Here is a 14,736-nt window from a genome sequence, read left to right as displayed (position 1 = left end):
GGGTCCGATGCCTGGACCGTAGGGTCTGACCCCGGGGTGAGGGTCAAGCCCGTACGCCGCATCCCCTCGGGTCGTCCGCCCAGCAGCGGCCGTCCCCGTCTTCGTCCCTGAGTTCGGCGCGGTGCGTGTTCTCGAACGCGTCGATCCTGGCGAGGGTCTGCTCGGCGGCGGTGATACGGGCCCTCACCCGCTCCCTGGCGGTCTGCAGCCGCTCCGCCAGTGCGGGACCGAAGGGCCGGCCGGTGCGCTCCAGGTACGCGATGGTCAGTTCGCGGATCTCGGCCACGGTCAGCCCGAGGCCGCGCAGTCGGCCGATCCACCCCACGCACCACAGGGCGTCCGCGTCGAACAGCCGGTAATTGGCCGGGCTGCGGCCCAGGGTGTAGATCAGCCCAAGGTCGGTGTACTCGCGCAACGTCTTGACCGGCACGCCGGTACGACGGGAGAGTTCTCCCACCGTCATCGGCCTCATGCGCTGTCCGCTCATCGTGAAGCCTCCGATCTCTCGGGCTCTCAGCCGGCGCAGCAGGACAGCTTGGCGACGTCCGAGGTGAAGGTCTGGGCGGCGAGCTTGAGTCCTTCGGCCATGGTCAGGTAGGGGGCCCAGGTGTGGGCGAGCTGGTCGACGGTCATCTGGGCGGTGATGGCGTAGGTGGCGGCGCTGATGATGTCGCCGGCGCCGTCGGCAAGCACGTGCGCGCCGAGCAGGCGGCCGGTGCGTGCGTCGGTGACGAGTTTGACCAGGCCGCGGGTATCGCGGTTGGCCAGGGCCCGGGGAACGTACTGAAGTGGCAGGGTGCGGCAGTCGCACAGGATGCCGGCCTCGGCAACCTGTGCGTCAGTCATCCCGACGGAGGCGATGGCGGGGGTGGTAAAGGTGACCCGGGGCAGAGCGGTGTAGTCCAGGGTGCGCTGCGCACCGTCGAGGGCGTTGTCGGCGACGACGGTGCCGTGGGCGGCGGCGACGTACACGAACTGCGGGTGTCCGGTGACATCTCCGGCCGCCCAGATGCGGGGATTGTCGGTGCCCAGGTGCTCGTCGACGACGACCTCGCCGCGCGATCCGGTCTTCACGCCGACCGCGTCCAGGTTCAGCCCGGCGGTGACCGGGCGGCGGCCGGTGGCGACCAGCAGCTGCCCTGCCCGCAGCTCGATGTCCGGCCCATTGCCGCTGGTGGCGGTGAGGGTGTAGCCGGTCTCATCGCAGCGTACGGCCGTCAGGGCAGTGGACGTGTGCAAGGTGATGTCCTCGTCGGCGAGGACCGCTTCGAGGGCGGCGGAGATCTCGGGCTCCTCGAACGGGGCGAGCCGGTCCAGGGCCTCGATCACCGTGACCTGGGTGCCGAGGCGGGCGAAGAGCTGGGCCTGCTCCAGGCCGACCGCGTTGCCGCCCACCACGACCATCGACTCCGGCAAGCTGTCCAGCTCCATCGCGGTGGTCGAGGTCAGGTACCCGGCCTGCTCCAGGCCATCGACGGACGGCGCCCACGGGGCGGAACCGGTGGCGATCAGATAATGCGCGGCCTTGATCCGTCGGCTTCCGCCTCCGTTCAGGGTCACCTCAAGCGCGGGGCCGTCGGTGAACGCAGCGGTGCCGTGGACGATCTCGAAGCCGTACTCGGTCGCCAGGTCGATGTACTTCTCCGCCCGCAGCTGGGCGACCAGTGCGTCCTTGCCGCCGATCAGGGCCGGGAAGCCGACCGGGCCCGCACTGGTGGCGATGCCGGGGAACCGGTCCGCGATCTGCGCGCCGTGGCGGGCCTCGGCGGCGGCCAGCAGCGCCTTCGATGGCACGCAGCCGACGTTCACACAGGTGCCGCCGGTGGTACCGCGCTCGACGAGCACCACGCCCTTGCCCTTGGCGGTCGCGGCGATGGCGGCGGCGAATGCCGCCGAACCCGAGCCGATCACGGCCAGATCGATTCTGGAACGCATACCGGTCATGGCGCTGCCTCCTCGTTGCGGGCCGGGCTGCCTGGCCCCGGGTTTTCTATGCGGCTTGCCGAATACCAGACTGCCACCATACTATGCGGAGAGGCGAATAGCAGCGTGTGGAAAGGCCCCTGCCCATGACATCCACGACCGCCCCCGCATCCACCGGCCCGGCCGCCGACACCGAGGTCGCGTGCACCCACCTGGACACCACCGCCCGGTTCTTCCGGGCTCTGGCGGATCCCACCCGGCTGAAGTTGCTTGAGTTCATCCTGCGCGGCGAGCGCACCAGTGCCGACTGCGTCGAGCACGCCGACATCTCCCAGCCGAGGGTCTCGGTGCACCTGTCCTGCCTCGTGGACTGCGGCTACGTCACCGCCCGCCGCGACGGCAAGAAGCTGCGCTACTCCGTGGGCGATCCCCGGGTCGCCGACCTGGTCGTGCTGGCCCGCTCGCTGGCCGCGGACAACGCCGCCGCGCTGGACTGCTGCCCGCGCATCGCCTCGGCCGACCGCGCCTGAACAGCAAGGAAAGACCGCCATGACCACGCCTCGTCCCCCGCACCAGCGCGATCCGGACCGCTCCGGCCCCCACATGGCCGTCGCCGGGATCGGCGCCGCCCTGCTGATGATCGTCTGCTGCGCCGCTCCCGCCCTGATCGCCGCCGGTGCCCTCGCCGGGATCGGCGCCTGGATCTCCAGCCCGTGGGTGATCGCCGCCGGCGTCCTCCTGGCCGCCGCGGCCGTCACCGTGATCGTGCGCCGCCGCACCCGTGGTGACGCCTGCTGCCCGCCAGAATCCGCCCCCACAACTCCGGCCGACCGGGACCGCCCTGTGGACCCGGCCTCCGAGGAACGCCCGCATCACCGATGACGCACCTGCGGGTGTCAGGCGAGCGCGGCAGTCCCGCCTGACGGATCCTCGGGCAGGCGCAGCGTGATCACGTCGCCGGGCGGGCCGGGCGTGGTGCGGGGCCGCCGCCCACAGCGCAGGCAAGAGGCACACCGGGAGGATTCGGCAGAACAGTCCTGGCCACCGGCGGACTCCATCCCAGAGCGCCGAAGCGGATCGTGGCATCCAGCGTGTGCCCGAACCGGTCGGCCGGACAACCGTCTTGGGAATGAATCCCTGGACCGGCACGCCCGGCGCGAGGCACGCCGGCGCCCGTAGGAACTGCAGACACGGCGGTGAGGGGCGATGTACGCCGCTTCAGCCTGCATGGCGTAGGACCGCGCCGTGTCCGGCGATTCAGTCGAGGTCGAACAGCGGCCCGGTCAGGGTCAGGCCGAGGCCGCCGCCCGCGTGGGCGATCAGGGCGAGCAGCATGAGCGCGGCGCCCGCGAGCGCCATGTCCTTCTGGAAGTGAACCATCTCCATCTGCCGCGCCTGTGGCTCGGTCTCCTTCCAGAAGGCGTGCATCAGCATGGCGGTCGGCACGAGGAAGACGACCAGCAGCAGCGCCCCAAGGTCCGCCCAGACCCCGAGCAGCAGGCTCAGCCCGCCCGCGAGCAGCAGCACACCGCTGCCGAGCACGGCCGGAACCGGTGCCGGAACACCCCGCGACGAGGCGTAGCCGGCCATGGCCTTGGTCTTGGTCATGTGACCGACCGCGCTGCTGAGGAAGAGGGCTGAGAAGAGGATGCGTCCGATCAGCACCAGGACGTCCATGGCGGCCTCCAGCACGAGGTTGATTGAAGGTCCAACCACCTGCTTCGAGGTTACCTCCGGCGGCACGTCCCCGCGCGTACCGCGATACCGGCGCCAGACTGTAAGCGGGATCACCGTCGGGGCCCGGGGCGGCGGTTTAGCGTCGCACCATGGACGTCCAGCACGTGCCCGGAGGTGGAAGATCATGATGCGCGCTGTGTGGCATGGCGCGGTGCTGGCGGAGGCGGAGCGCACCGTGGTGGTCGAGGGCCATCACTACTTCCCGCCCGAGTCGCTGCACCGTCAGTACTTCACCGGGAGCCGGGCGAAGTCGCTGTGCTTCTGGAAGGGGCTGGCCCGCTACTACACGGTCACGGTCGGCGGGCAGGTGAATGCGAACGCCGCCTGGTACTACCCGCACCCCACCCCGCTGGCGAAGAAGATCAAGAACCATGTCGCCTTCTGGAACGGCGTCACGGTCGAAGCGCCGCCGGAGACCCGCCGGTGAGCGCCCGACGGCTTGCGCGCCTCGCGGCGTGGGCCGCCGGCGCCGCGGGTGCGGTGACCGCTGCCTATCTCGGGCTGGTGAGTGGCGCGCTGCCCGTCGATGTGGGCATCGGCCGGCGCACGCGCGCGCTGGGCCCGCAGACCGTCGGCATCGCCGCGCCCAGGGACGTGGTCTTCGATGTGATCGCCCAGCCGTACCTCGGGCGGGCCACCCGGGCGATGCGGGAGAAGGTGAACGTGCTGGAGCGGGGCAGCGACATAGTGCTTGCCGCGCACCACACCCCCATAGCAGGTGGGCGGCTGACCGCGACCACGGTGGAGACCGTGCGGTTCACCCGGCCCGAGCGCATCGACTTCCGCCTGGTCCGCGGCCCGGTGCCGCACGTCGTCGAGGCGTTCGTCCTCACCGACTACGCGTCGGGCACGCGGCTGACGTACGAAGGGGTGCTGGGCACCGACCTGTGGGGGCTGGGGCAACGCTGGGGGCAACTGGTCGCCGGCCGCTGGGAGGAGACGGTCGCGGCATCGCTGGCATCGGTCAAGGAGGAAGCGGAGCGCAGGGCCCGCCGGTGACGGCATGCCGCGTCATGTCATGTCGCGGCCCGGCCGCCGATCGCTTCGATGGCAGCGTGCACCGTCTTGCTGAGCTCCTGTGCGTCGGCGCCCGCGCGGGAGCGCAGATTCACCCCGTGTGCGAGAAGGGCTAGCACGTCGGCCGCCGTACCCGGATCGGCGCCGGGACCCAGCTGGCCCTGCGCCCGGGCGGCAACGAGTGCCGCATGCAGGGCGTCCCGTAGGCGCTGATGCTGCCGGTCGAGGATGGCGCGTACGCCGGGGTCTGCGTTCTCGGTCCCGGCGTGCGCGTTGGAGATCATGCAGCCCCATTGGGCGTAGGCGCCCGAACAGCGGGTGTCGATCAGCCCGTTGAAGAACTCGGTGATGGCGGGAAGGCCCCGGGCGTCCTCTGCGAGGCGGCCGAGGCTGGGCCGGGAGCGGTCCTGGGCGTACCGCTCCAGGGCGGCCTTGTAGAGCTCCTGCTTGCCGCCGAAGGTCGCGTACAGGCTGGAGCGGTTGAGCCCGGTCGCGGTCACGATGTCCTGGACCCCCGTCGAGGCCACACCCTGGCGCCAGAACAGCCGTACCACCGTGTCCAGGGTCGCGTCCGGATCGAAGTGCTTGATGTCCGGCATGGTTCACCCCGCCATCTTGAAATGAGAATTCCAAGATACCGCGTACACCGCTGGCTTCGAGTGCACGCGAGTCCTATCTTGAAACAGTCGTTCCAGGATCGATCTATGTGTCATGGAGGAACCATTCCGATGAGCCTCAACGCCGAACTTCGCGCGTTCTACGACAGCCGTCAGCAGCAGATTCCCGCCGACATCCGGGCGGTCATGAACCGGGCCGGCCGGGAGCTGGCCGACTCCGGCCAGGCCGACCGCGCGCTGTCCGTGGGCGCCACCGCCCCCGGCTTCAGCCTGCCCTCGGCGAGCGGGAAGACCGTCGCCCTGCGCGAGCTGCTGGCCGACGGCCCGGTCGTGCTGACCTTCTACCGCGGCTCCTGGTGCCCCTACTGCAACATCGCCCTGCGCTCCCTCCAGCAGCACCACGACGCCATCACCGACCGCGGCGCCAGCCTGGTGGCCATCTCCCCGCAGATCCCCGACGAGTCCCTGTCACTAGCCGAGAAGCACGACCTCGCCTTCGACGTCCTCAGCGACATCGGCTCCGACACCGCCAAGCAGTACGGCCTCGCCTTCGACCTGCCCGACGACCTGGCCGCCGTGTACGACAAGCTCGGCTTCGACCTCCATCGTGTCAACGCCGGCCACCCGCGCACCCTGCCGCTGCCCGCCACCTACGTCATCGACCGCGACGGCACCATCCGCTGGGCCTTCGTCGCCGCCGACTACACCACCCGCGCCGAACCGGCCGGCATCCTCGCCGCCCTCGACACCCTCGGCTGACCCCCGCTCCCGCTCCCGCGCCTGCGCGCCCGTACGCCGTCAGCGGCGCAGCAGATGCCGCACGGCGACGATCCCCTGCATCGCGGCAGCCGGGCGCAGCAACGCGGGGCGGGGCCGCTCCGGCATCGTGCCGCGGCTAACGGCGAGGGCGGTGACCGCGGCGACCGGCAGCGCCCACGCGGCGATCGCCGAGGCCCGTACCACACGGCTGGGGTCGTGCCGCAGGACGAGCCAGGTCCAGAACGCGGCGTCGGCGAAGGAGTCGGCGTAATCGCCGAACGGGGACACGGTGGCCTGGCGGCGGGCCAGGTGGCCGTCGGCCAGGTCCGAGGCGATCGCCAGCACCCCCGAGACACGACTCGACCCCACGATCGTGGCGGGGAGGTTGCCCCGCAGCAGGGTGAGCGCATCGGCCGGCGAGAGCCGGTCGCGGTGCTCCAGCAGGCCCAGATGGAGGGCCCCCAGAGTCCAGCTGGTCGCCACCCATCTTTGCCCCTCCCGGGTTCGGGTGAGGGCGAGCAGCAGGCCGTGCAGGGCGGTGATCTGCGCGAGGGCCCGGGGACGGCGGGCCGCCTGCCGAACCGACCGGTCCGCGGCCTGCCACAGGAACCGGGCGACGGCGTGAGGTCTCCAGCGGTCCTGTTTCAGCGGCCCCAGCAGGGCGTTGGTCGCGGCGCGGCTGTCGGTGACGTCGGATACCGGCACGACGGCCCGCCTTTCTCTCTTCGGGGTGCGCGGGATGCGTTGCGCTCACGGTAGGCGGTCGACCCATGGCCGGAACGTGAGCGCGCGCACGTAAGACCAGTGCCGTTCCGCAGCGCCATATCCTGGAAGCAGGAGGCCCGCCATGTCGTCACTGCGCATTGGACACGCCGAGCGGGAACAAGCCCTCGAACGCCTCAAGACGGCCTTCGCCGAGGGCCGGTTGGACGAGCCGGAATTCGAGGAGCGCGCCGGGCGGGCCATGCGGGCTCGCTCGCAGGACGAGCTGAGCCCACTGCTGGACGATCTGCCCGCGGACCCGACCGAGCCCTCCGGTGCCGGCCCCGCCTCGCTGCGCGAGCGCGTAGGCGACCGGCTGGTCCGGGCACTGCGGTGTGCGGTGTTCTGCTGGCTGCCCCCACCCCGCGCACGCGATTGATCCCCGGAGTGTCCCCGGCACCTATCGCTTCGGACGGTCGCTGCCCCGGTGGGCGATGGGTGATTCCCCGGCCGGGACGGTGGCGGGGGTCGTGCCCAGCCGGGACGCACCCCACACCAGCGTGCCGATCAGCAGCACCAGCGTGAGCGGATAGAACACCGGGCGCAGCGGGATCAGCACCGGCAGGAGTGCCGCGGCGGTGCCGGCGCCGAGGACGAGCAGGAGCGTCGGTACGCAGCAGGCGAAGCCGAGCAGGAACGCCGGGAGGACGCCGAGCAGCCGCGCGTATCTGGTGCGTCGACAGGAGGCCGCCTGCCGTGCCGCCAGTCCGGCGACCGCGATGTTGCAGCCGACGAGCGCGGCGACGACTGTGCCGAGCAGCAGGTTGACCGGACTGAGGAACACCGCCACATGCGCGGTCGGATGGAGCGCGAGCACCGGCTCGAACAGGTACGGCGCCCGCGCGTGGAAGAGCTTCCCGGGGGCGGACTGGAACACGGGGACGCCGGTGAACCGGCCGGAGGCCGACACCGCGAGATCACCGATGGAGAACAGGTACCCCACCAGCACCAGCGCCGCAGCTGCCAGTGCGACCCGCCGGTGACGGCGCACGGCGAGAGCGGCGCGCACCCGGCGAGGAGTGGCCGTGGTGGCGGCGAGGGCGGTGTCCCATGCATCGCCTGCCCTGGCGAGCGCGGTCACGAGCCTGCTCATTGCCGGACCTGGGTGTTCGGGTAGAAGGCGTACCAAGCGAACCACATGGAGTCGAGGAAGTCGGCGGGCTCCCACTTGTCGCCGACGCGCTGGAAAACTCGGGCGGTGTCGAGCCGGTCGTCCCAGCGCGCGAAGACCTGCGTGCCCGCAACTTCGGCGTGCACCGTCTGGGCCTTGCGGACGAGTTCCTTGTGGATCGCCAGTCGCTCGGTGCCGGCCCGTACGCCGATCACGACGTCCTTGTCGGGGAAGCGGTCGCTCGAGGCGAGCACGGGAAAGAACGGGCGGCCCTTGACGTAGTAGCCACTGCGGTCCGGATAGGAGCCGTAGGGATCGCTGCCGTAACTGCGCAGGGCGCCGGTGTCGGTGGACAACACCTGGGTGTCCGGATGCGTGGCCCGCCAGTCCTTCCAGGTGGTCCACACCAGGGGGACGGTGTCCAGCTTCGTGCCTTTGAGCGGGCCGCTGATCGCGGTGCCGAGCAGCTGGGGCCACTGCGAGCCGGTCTGCCGGTCGTACATCAGCAGGTTGGAGTTGACGAGCTTGCCGGTGGTGCCGAACGTCAGCTCCGGCGTGCCGGGCGGCGCGCGGAATCCGATCACCGTGCCGGTGAGCGGGCAGTAGGTGACCGCCAGCGGCTCACCGGCCACGGTGTTGTTGACGATCTCGTGCCACACCAGCACCTGCTGCGGATAGGCCCGTACCTCGCCGCCGTACTCAAGGCCGAACACCGGCTCGTCGTCCGCGAGGAAGCCCGCATCGCGCGCCGCAGCGAACCGGGGCCGGTCGACGGAGGGGATCCCGTCCTTGCCCGGTCCGCCGGAGACCGCCGCACCGGCCAATGTCTCCAGCGACGGATCCTGGCCCGGCTGCACTGCTGGCACCGTCTCGGACGGGCGGTCGGAGATGGCCTGCCAGCCCAGGACGCCTCCGCCCAGGAGCAGAGCGGCAAGCCCCCCGATCACCCCGGCGCCCTTGATCACCTGCCGGCGATCCGGCTTGGGCTTTGGCTGAGCGTTCACCGGGCATCACCCCTGACTACGCGGGATCCGCGTGATACGCACTCGTCGAAGGCGGGTCCCGTGCTGCTGATGGTCTCGCGCATGGGGTGTCTGTTCGGTGAGCGCGCTTACAGTTCTCGGCTTCCAGCGCGACATACGTTCGGAGCATGGTGCTGCGGATCGTGCTGGGTGCGGTGTATACGGCGATGGCGGTCGGCCAGCTCGCCTCTTTCGGTCACATGCCCGGGATTTTGGCCGCCTACGGGCTTGTCGACGGCGTCGCCGTGACCGCGCTGGCCGTGGCACTGATCGCGGGCGAGCTGGTGTGCGGGGTCTGGTTCCTGGCCCGCCCGCGATCGAAGGTGCTTCCTCCGGTGTGGGTGTTCACGGCCGTCTCGCTGGTGTGGTCGCTCCTTGCCGTGCAGGCGTATGCACGCGGGCTCACCGTGTCCAACTGCGGCTGCTTCGGCCTCTACCTGTCCCAGCGGCTGAGCTGGTTCGTGCTCGCCCAGGACGCTTTGACGCTGCTCTACGCGGGGCTGCTGCTGCGCGGGGCCCGTAGCGCTCCCGCAGCGCCCGCGGAATCCCCGCCCGCGATGGAGGAGGCCGATCCTGATGTCCGCATCCCGTGAACGCTCCGACCTGCGCGGCATGCTGTCCGCGATCGGTGCCGGGCTGCTGCTCGTGCTGTCCTGTGCGGGCCCGCTGCTCGTGGCCGGCGGCGCGGCTGTCACCGTCGGCGGTGCGCGAGGCAGCCCCTTGCTGATCACCGTCGGTGCGGTGATGGTGCTCACCGCTCTCACATCGCTGTCGTCCATGCCCTGCGACGCCGGGCCCACCGCGGCCGTGGTGCAGCGCGGTGACCATCGGCCCGGGTTCACGGCCCGGGCCCCTTTCGAGTGGAGGAGCCGAGATGACCCAAGCCCCCGCGCCGCGGCGCAAGGTGGAACGCGACGAGGTGTTCGTCGAGTTCACCAAGTCGATCTGCCCGTTGTGCAAAGTGCCGGTCGACGCCCAGGTCAACATCCGCGAGAACAAGGTCTATCTGCGTAAACGATGCCGCGAGCATGGCGAGTTCGAGGCGCTGGTGTACGGGGACGCCGAGGAATACGTAGCGTCGGCCCGGTTCAACAAACCCGGCACCATCCCCCTGGCCTTTCAGACCGAGGTGCGGGACGGCTGCCCGAGCGACTGTGGGCTCTGCCCCGAGCACAAGCAGCACGCCTGCCTCGGCATCATCGAGGTCAACACCGGCTGCAACCTGGACTGTCCGATCTGCTTCGCGGACTCCGGTCACCAGATGGATGGTTACTCCATCACCCACGAGCAGTGCGAGCGGATGCTCGACGTCTTCGTGGAGTCCGAGGGCGAGGCGGAGGTGGTGATGTTCTCCGGCGGCGAGCCGACCATCCACAAACACATCCTGGACTTCATCGACCTCGCCCAGGCCCGCCCCATCCGCAACGTCAACCTCAACACCAACGGCATCCGGCTCGCCTCCGACACACGGTTCGTCGCCGAGCTCGGCAAACGCAACCAGGTGCCGGGCAAGTCGGTGAACATCTACCTCCAGTTCGACGGTTTCGACGAGCGCACCCACCGGGAGATCCGGGGCCGGGACCTGCGGACGTTCAAGCAGCGGGCGCTGGACAACTGCGCCGAGGCCGGGCTGACCGTCACCCTGGTCGCGGCGGTCGAGCGCGGCCTGAACGAGCACGAACTCGGAGACATCGTCGAGTTCGGCATCGACCACCCGGCGGTGCGGTCGGTGGCCTTCCAGCCGGTCACCCATTCCGGCCGACATGTCGAGTTCGATCCCCTGAACCGGCTCACCAACCCCGACGTAATCAAACTGATCAACGCCCAGCGACCCCAGTGGTTTCAGAAGGGCGACTTCTTCCCCGTCCCCTGCTGCTTCCCCACCTGCCGCTCCATCACCTACCTGCTCGTCGACGGCGAACCCGGAAACCGCACCGTCATCCCCATTCCCCGGCTCCTCCAGATCGAGGACTACCTCGACTACGTCACCAACCGCGTGATGCCCGACGCCGGGATCCGCGAGGCGCTGGAGAAACTCTGGTCGGCATCCGCGTTCATGGGAACGGAAACCACCCAGGAGCAGCTGCGGACCACCGCCGAAGCCCTGGACTGCGCGGACGCCTGCGGCATCGACCTGCCCCAGGCCGTCAAGGACCTGAACGACAAGGCGTTCATGATCGTGGTGCAGGACTTCCAGGACCCCTACACCCTCAACGTCAAACAGCTGATGAAGTGCTGCGTCGAGGAGATCACCCCCGACGGGCGGCTGATCCCGTTCTGCGCGTACAACTCCGTCGGCTACCGCGAACAGGTCCGCGCCCAGATGTCCGGCGTGCCCGTCGCCCCGGTGGTGCCCAACGCCCTGCCGCTCGCCGGACGGCTCACCGACACCCCTTACGGCTCCAAGACCGCCCGCAGCACGAAGCCCCGGCCCGCCGCCGAGGAGGACACACGATGACTGACCAGAACGCCCGCCCACCCGCGATGGGCGATGGGCTCAAAGCCTGCTGTGCTGCCGCGTACTCCTCCGACGTCGTCGCTCTGCTGCTTGGCGACTCCTACCATCCCGGCGGCACCGCCCTGACCCGCCGTCTCGCCGACACTCTCAGACTCCCCGAGAACGGCCGCGTCCTGGACGTGGCCTCGGGCCGGGGCACCACCGCGCTCCTCCTCGCCGACATCTACGGGGTGCGGGTGGACGGCGTGGACTACGCACCCGGCAACACCGCCCTCGCTCAGGGAGCGGCGCAGGCCGCAGGGCTTGCGGACCGGGCCGGGTTCGTCACCGGCGACGCGGAACAACTGCCCTACCCGGACGGCATGTTCGACGCGGTGGTGTGCGAGTGCGCCCTGTGCACCTTCCCCGACAAATCCCAGGCCGCAGCCGAGTTCGCCCGTGTCCTGCGGCCCGGCGGACGGGTCGGCATCACCGACGTCACCGCCACCCCCGACCGGCTCCCGCCCGAACTGACCGGCCTGGCCGCGCGGATCGCCTGCATCGCCGACGCCCGCCCGCTCGACGAGTACGCCGAGATCCTGGCCGCCGCCGGGCTGCGTACCCTCCGCTCCGAACGCCACGATGCGGCCATGACCCGCATGATCGACCAGATCGAGGCCCGGCTGAACCTGCTGCGCCTGACCGCCCCGGCCAAGCTCGCCGACGCCGGCGTGGACCTGGAGGCGGCCCCGGCCGTCCTCGCCGCTGCCCGCGCCGCCGTCGCGGACGGCACCCTTGGCTACGCCCTGCTGATCGCCGAGAAATCCCCCTGACGATGGCACGATCTACCGGCCCGTACGTAAGCACGCTCACATACCTGTATCCGTCACTGGTCCTAGCGTCGGCGTTGAAGCGAACATCCCGCGCAGGAGAGGACTTGACGATCATGACAGCCACTCTGCAGGTATCCCCGAGAACCGCTGTCATCCCGGTCTACGCGGCCTACGGCGCCGCGGCCGGTGTGGTCGGCGGGATCGGGTTCGGCATCTGGATGTCGGTCTCCAGGCCGATGATGGACACCGCGGTGATCACCATGGTCGCCGGTCTTCTCGGATCGACCAACGCCTTCGTCGGGTGGCTGGTCCACCTGGGCATCGCAATCTTCGCCGGCATCGGCTTCGGCGTGCTCCTGGGGCCGTTCGCCCAGAAACTGGCGCCCGCCCTCGTGCTCGGTTTGGCCTACGGCGCCGTGTGGTGGTTCATCGGCGCCCTGTGGATCATGCCCGCCAACATGGGCATGCCGGTCTTCGAATGGAACGACGTCACCAGCTCCAGCCTCGGCGGCCACCTGGTCTTCGGGCTGCTCGCCGGCCTGACCTTCTCGTGCATCGCGCAGGTGATGGGCAAGCGGACGGGCCCGGCCGCCAGATGAGCCGGATACCGCCCGCGTCAGCCAATGACCCGGGCACTGCGCCGCCGGGGGCTGCACTGCGCGGCAGCACCCCAGGCGGCGCCGCGATGCCCTACTGTCTGGCCGAGGGCGCCGCCGGGCTGGCCAGCCCGGCATGGGGAGCCGCGCCCCCACCCTGGGCACCAGGACGACGCGAGGAGACACACCACATGATCGACCCCGGTCCGGACGCCGAGAAGACCTGGTGCCTGGCCGAGGTCGACATCTTCTGCGACCTGTCCGAACAGGAAATGGAGGCCATCGCCGCCGCGGCGCCGATGAAGACCTACACGGCCGGGGAAATCCTCTACTCCCCGACCCAGCCCTGCGAAGTGCTGTTCATCCTCAAAAAGGGCCGGGTACGGATCTTCCGGGTCTCCGCCGACGGCCGGGCGCTGACCACCGCGATCATCACCCCGGGCACCATCTTCGGCGAGATGGTCCTCCTCGGGCAGCGCATGTACGACAACTACGCCGAAGCCCTCGACGACGCCGTCGTGTGCGTGATGAGCCGCGCCGATGTGCACAAGTTCCTGCTGGCCGACGCCCGGATCTCCGCCCGCATCACCGCGATGCTCGGCCGCCGCCTGGCCGACCTCGAACAGCGCCTGTCCGACAGCGTCTTCAAATCCGTCGCGCAGCGCATCGCCACCACCCTGACCACCCTCACCACCGCCCAGCCCCCGGCCGGGCCGTTGCGGCCCGGCGCCCGCCACCCGCAGATCGCCCTCACCCACGAACAACTCGCCGCGCTGGCCGGCACCTCCCGCGAGACCTGCACCAAGGTGCTGCGCGAGTTCGCCGACCGCGGCCTGCTCCGGCTGGCCCGGGGCCGCATCACCGTCCTGGACCCGGCGCGCCTGCAGGACGAAGCCGGATAGCCGCACGCGTAGGAGAGGGGGCTTCTCGCGAGCTGGACTCGCTGACTTACGACAGACCCCCGGCCTGGCGCGGGCCCGCCCCGGTGGCACGGGGGAAGCCACCGGGGCGGGATGCCCAGCATCGTAGGGCGCGCTGGCCCTGCTGGATACCTACTCGGGCTTCTTGACCATGGTCTTGCCGCAGCAGCACGTCGGGCTCTGCTGGCCGGTGCAGGTCGGCGGGGCCGCCTTGGTCACGGTCAGCTCGCACCCGCAGGCCGCATCGGGGCAGCGGTAGACCTCGCCCTCGCGGAACGGCATGGTCATCACCTCTCTCGTCGCGTTCCCATCCGTACATCCGTGACGCTAGAACCCGGCCCCAGGGGCAAGGTCAAGAATGGAGGGGAGGAGGAGGCACGAACATGGTGCTACCGGGACTGACCATCGGACAGGCCGCCCAGGCTGCGGGGCTGACCCGCAAGGCGATGCGGGTCTACGAGGCCAAGGGCCTGCTGCCCGCCGCCGAGCGAACCACGTCCGGCTACCGGCTCTACAGCCCGGCCGACGTGGAGCTGCTGGTCTTCATTCGCCGGGCCCGCACCCTCGGCCTGCACCTGGACGACATCCGCGACGTGCTTGCCACCCGCGACGGCGGCATCCCCCCGTGCGCCACCGTCCGCGACCTGCTCGATGCACGCATCGCCGAGATCGACGCCATCGTCGCCGAACTGCTCGCCCTGCGCACAGACCTGGTGAACACTCGCGGCAGAGCCGACCACTCCACCGACAAGCAGCCGGTCACCGTCTGCGCGATCATCGAGGACGCGTATAGCGTCAGCGGCGGCTCGTCGTCCCCGGAGTAGGCAGAAGGAACTGATCAGCATCGCCGCCGCGCTGCTGACGGTGGTCGACAAGCCCGTCTGAGGACGGAGTGGCCCGGCGAGTGTTCGGGCGGTCGGGACGACACCGACGGCACACATGCCGGGACAAGCCCGTCTGAGGACGGAGTGGCCCGGCGAGTGTTCGGGCGGTCGGGACGGC

Annotated in this window: 21 protein-coding genes; 13 read left to right on the top strand and 8 right to left on the bottom strand. The window is 70.4% G+C overall.

Features of this window, described 5'->3' with window-relative positions; all coding sequences use genetic code 11:
- Positions 1–43: 43 nt before the first annotated feature.
- On the bottom strand, positions 44–487 hold the full coding sequence (locus AC5P09_RS31260; protein ID WP_493877098.1) for a MerR family transcriptional regulator: 444 nt from the start codon (positions 485–487) through the stop codon (positions 44–46).
- A gap of 26 nt (positions 488–513) precedes the next feature.
- Positions 514–1,944 carry a mercury(II) reductase gene (gene merA / locus AC5P09_RS31255; RefSeq protein WP_493877097.1) on the bottom strand — a complete coding sequence of 477 codons (1,431 nt, stop codon included), beginning with the start codon at positions 1,942–1,944 and terminating at the stop codon, positions 514–516.
- Between the two features lie 125 nt (positions 1,945–2,069).
- Here merA and AC5P09_RS31250 point away from each other — a divergent pair, with 125 nt between their 5' ends.
- Together AC5P09_RS31250 and merT (AC5P09_RS31245) are read left to right on the top strand one after the other, a co-directional pair.
- Positions 2,070–2,453 carry an ArsR/SmtB family transcription factor gene (locus AC5P09_RS31250; protein ID WP_493877096.1) on the top strand — a complete coding sequence of 128 codons (384 nt, stop codon included), beginning with the start codon at positions 2,070–2,072 and terminating at the stop codon, positions 2,451–2,453.
- 19 nt (positions 2,454–2,472) lie between these two features.
- Positions 2,473–2,805, top strand: coding sequence for a mercuric ion transporter MerT (gene merT, locus AC5P09_RS31245; protein ID WP_493877095.1), 333 nt, complete (start codon positions 2,473–2,475; stop codon positions 2,803–2,805).
- 375 nt (positions 2,806–3,180) lie between these two features.
- Here the strand turns inward: merT (AC5P09_RS31245) and AC5P09_RS31240 are convergent, their stop codons facing one another.
- The gene (locus tag AC5P09_RS31240; protein ID WP_493877130.1) at positions 3,181–3,600 is read right to left on the bottom strand and encodes a DoxX family membrane protein; all 420 of its coding nucleotides are present in this window, start codon (positions 3,598–3,600) and stop codon (positions 3,181–3,183) included.
- A 184-nt stretch (positions 3,601–3,784) separates the two neighbouring features.
- On the opposite strand from AC5P09_RS31240, the gene AC5P09_RS31235 reads away from it, so the two are divergent.
- Both AC5P09_RS31235 and AC5P09_RS31230 read left to right on the top strand, forming a co-directional pair.
- Positions 3,785–4,087, top strand: a complete 303-nt coding sequence (locus AC5P09_RS31235; protein WP_493877094.1) for a DUF427 domain-containing protein — start codon at positions 3,785–3,787, stop codon at positions 4,085–4,087.
- A complete protein-coding gene (locus AC5P09_RS31230) occupies positions 4,084–4,659 on the top strand; it encodes an SRPBCC family protein (RefSeq protein ID WP_493877093.1) in 576 nt (191 codons plus the stop codon). The genes AC5P09_RS31235 and AC5P09_RS31230 overlap by 4 nt, the downstream gene beginning before the upstream one ends.
- Positions 4,660–4,676: 17 nt before the next feature.
- Here AC5P09_RS31230 and AC5P09_RS31225 read toward each other — a convergent pair whose 3' ends face one another.
- Positions 4,677–5,276, bottom strand: a complete 600-nt coding sequence (locus AC5P09_RS31225) for a TetR/AcrR family transcriptional regulator (RefSeq protein ID WP_493877092.1) — start codon at positions 5,274–5,276, stop codon at positions 4,677–4,679.
- A 129-nt stretch (positions 5,277–5,405) separates the two neighbouring features.
- On the opposite strand from AC5P09_RS31225, the gene AC5P09_RS31220 reads away from it, so the two are divergent.
- Positions 5,406–6,053 carry a peroxiredoxin-like family protein gene (locus AC5P09_RS31220; RefSeq protein WP_493877091.1) on the top strand — a complete coding sequence of 216 codons (648 nt, stop codon included), beginning with the start codon at positions 5,406–5,408 and terminating at the stop codon, positions 6,051–6,053.
- 39 nt (positions 6,054–6,092) lie between these two features.
- Here the strand turns inward: AC5P09_RS31220 and AC5P09_RS31215 are convergent, their stop codons facing one another.
- The gene (locus tag AC5P09_RS31215; RefSeq protein ID WP_493877090.1) at positions 6,093–6,758 is read right to left on the bottom strand and encodes a CDP-alcohol phosphatidyltransferase family protein; all 666 of its coding nucleotides are present in this window, start codon (positions 6,756–6,758) and stop codon (positions 6,093–6,095) included.
- Positions 6,759–6,900: 142 nt separating this feature from the next.
- Here AC5P09_RS31215 and AC5P09_RS31210 point away from each other — a divergent pair, with 142 nt between their 5' ends.
- The gene (locus AC5P09_RS31210) at positions 6,901–7,194 is read left to right on the top strand and encodes a DUF1707 SHOCT-like domain-containing protein (RefSeq protein ID WP_493877089.1); all 294 of its coding nucleotides are present in this window, start codon (positions 6,901–6,903) and stop codon (positions 7,192–7,194) included.
- Between the two features lie 21 nt (positions 7,195–7,215).
- On the opposite strand, the gene AC5P09_RS31205 is transcribed toward AC5P09_RS31210, so the two are convergent.
- Both AC5P09_RS31205 and AC5P09_RS31200 read right to left on the bottom strand, forming a co-directional pair.
- Positions 7,216–7,908, bottom strand: coding sequence for a hypothetical protein (locus AC5P09_RS31205; RefSeq protein WP_493877088.1), 693 nt, complete (start codon positions 7,906–7,908; stop codon positions 7,216–7,218).
- On the bottom strand, positions 7,905–8,930 hold the full coding sequence (locus AC5P09_RS31200) for a DUF3179 domain-containing protein (RefSeq protein ID WP_493877087.1): 1,026 nt from the start codon (positions 8,928–8,930) through the stop codon (positions 7,905–7,907). The genes AC5P09_RS31205 and AC5P09_RS31200 overlap by 4 nt, the downstream gene beginning before the upstream one ends.
- Before the next feature lie 146 nt (positions 8,931–9,076).
- Between AC5P09_RS31200 and AC5P09_RS31195 the strand changes: the two genes are divergently transcribed.
- The 6 genes from AC5P09_RS31195 (at position 9,077) to AC5P09_RS31170 (ending at position 13,716) form a co-directional block, all read left to right on the top strand.
- Positions 9,077–9,541 (top strand): MauE/DoxX family redox-associated membrane protein, encoded by a 465-nt coding sequence (locus tag AC5P09_RS31195; protein ID WP_493877086.1) that lies wholly within the window; start codon positions 9,077–9,079, stop codon positions 9,539–9,541.
- On the top strand, positions 9,525–9,962 hold the full coding sequence (gene merT, locus AC5P09_RS31190) for a mercuric ion transporter MerT (RefSeq protein WP_493877085.1): 438 nt from the start codon (positions 9,525–9,527) through the stop codon (positions 9,960–9,962). The genes AC5P09_RS31195 and merT (AC5P09_RS31190) overlap by 17 nt, the downstream gene beginning before the upstream one ends.
- On the top strand, positions 9,853–11,406 hold the full coding sequence (locus tag AC5P09_RS31185; RefSeq protein WP_493877129.1) for a radical SAM protein: 1,554 nt from the start codon (positions 9,853–9,855) through the stop codon (positions 11,404–11,406). Before merT (AC5P09_RS31190) ends, AC5P09_RS31185 begins: the two co-directional genes overlap by 110 nt.
- A complete protein-coding gene (locus AC5P09_RS31180; RefSeq protein WP_493877084.1) occupies positions 11,403–12,218 on the top strand; it encodes a class I SAM-dependent methyltransferase in 816 nt (271 codons plus the stop codon). Before AC5P09_RS31185 ends, AC5P09_RS31180 begins: the two co-directional genes overlap by 4 nt.
- Before the next feature lie 113 nt (positions 12,219–12,331).
- On the top strand, positions 12,332–12,817 hold the full coding sequence (locus AC5P09_RS31175) for a hypothetical protein (protein ID WP_493877083.1): 486 nt from the start codon (positions 12,332–12,334) through the stop codon (positions 12,815–12,817).
- Positions 12,818–13,005: 188 nt separating this feature from the next.
- On the top strand, positions 13,006–13,716 hold the full coding sequence (locus AC5P09_RS31170) for a Crp/Fnr family transcriptional regulator (RefSeq protein WP_493877082.1): 711 nt from the start codon (positions 13,006–13,008) through the stop codon (positions 13,714–13,716).
- Positions 13,717–13,866: 150 nt separating this feature from the next.
- Here the strand turns inward: AC5P09_RS31170 and AC5P09_RS31165 are convergent, their stop codons facing one another.
- On the bottom strand, positions 13,867–14,016 hold the full coding sequence (locus AC5P09_RS31165; RefSeq protein ID WP_493877081.1) for a hypothetical protein: 150 nt from the start codon (positions 14,014–14,016) through the stop codon (positions 13,867–13,869).
- A gap of 101 nt (positions 14,017–14,117) precedes the next feature.
- On the opposite strand from AC5P09_RS31165, the gene AC5P09_RS31160 reads away from it, so the two are divergent.
- Entirely contained in the window at positions 14,118–14,558 is a 441-nt protein-coding gene (locus AC5P09_RS31160; RefSeq protein WP_493877080.1) for a heavy metal-responsive transcriptional regulator, read from the top strand.
- Positions 14,559–14,736 lie beyond the last annotated feature (178 nt).

This window comes from Streptomyces sp. a15 (assembly GCF_059026085.1).
Note: the sequence above shows the minus strand (reverse complement) of the source record. Positions and strands in the feature narration are given on the sequence as shown.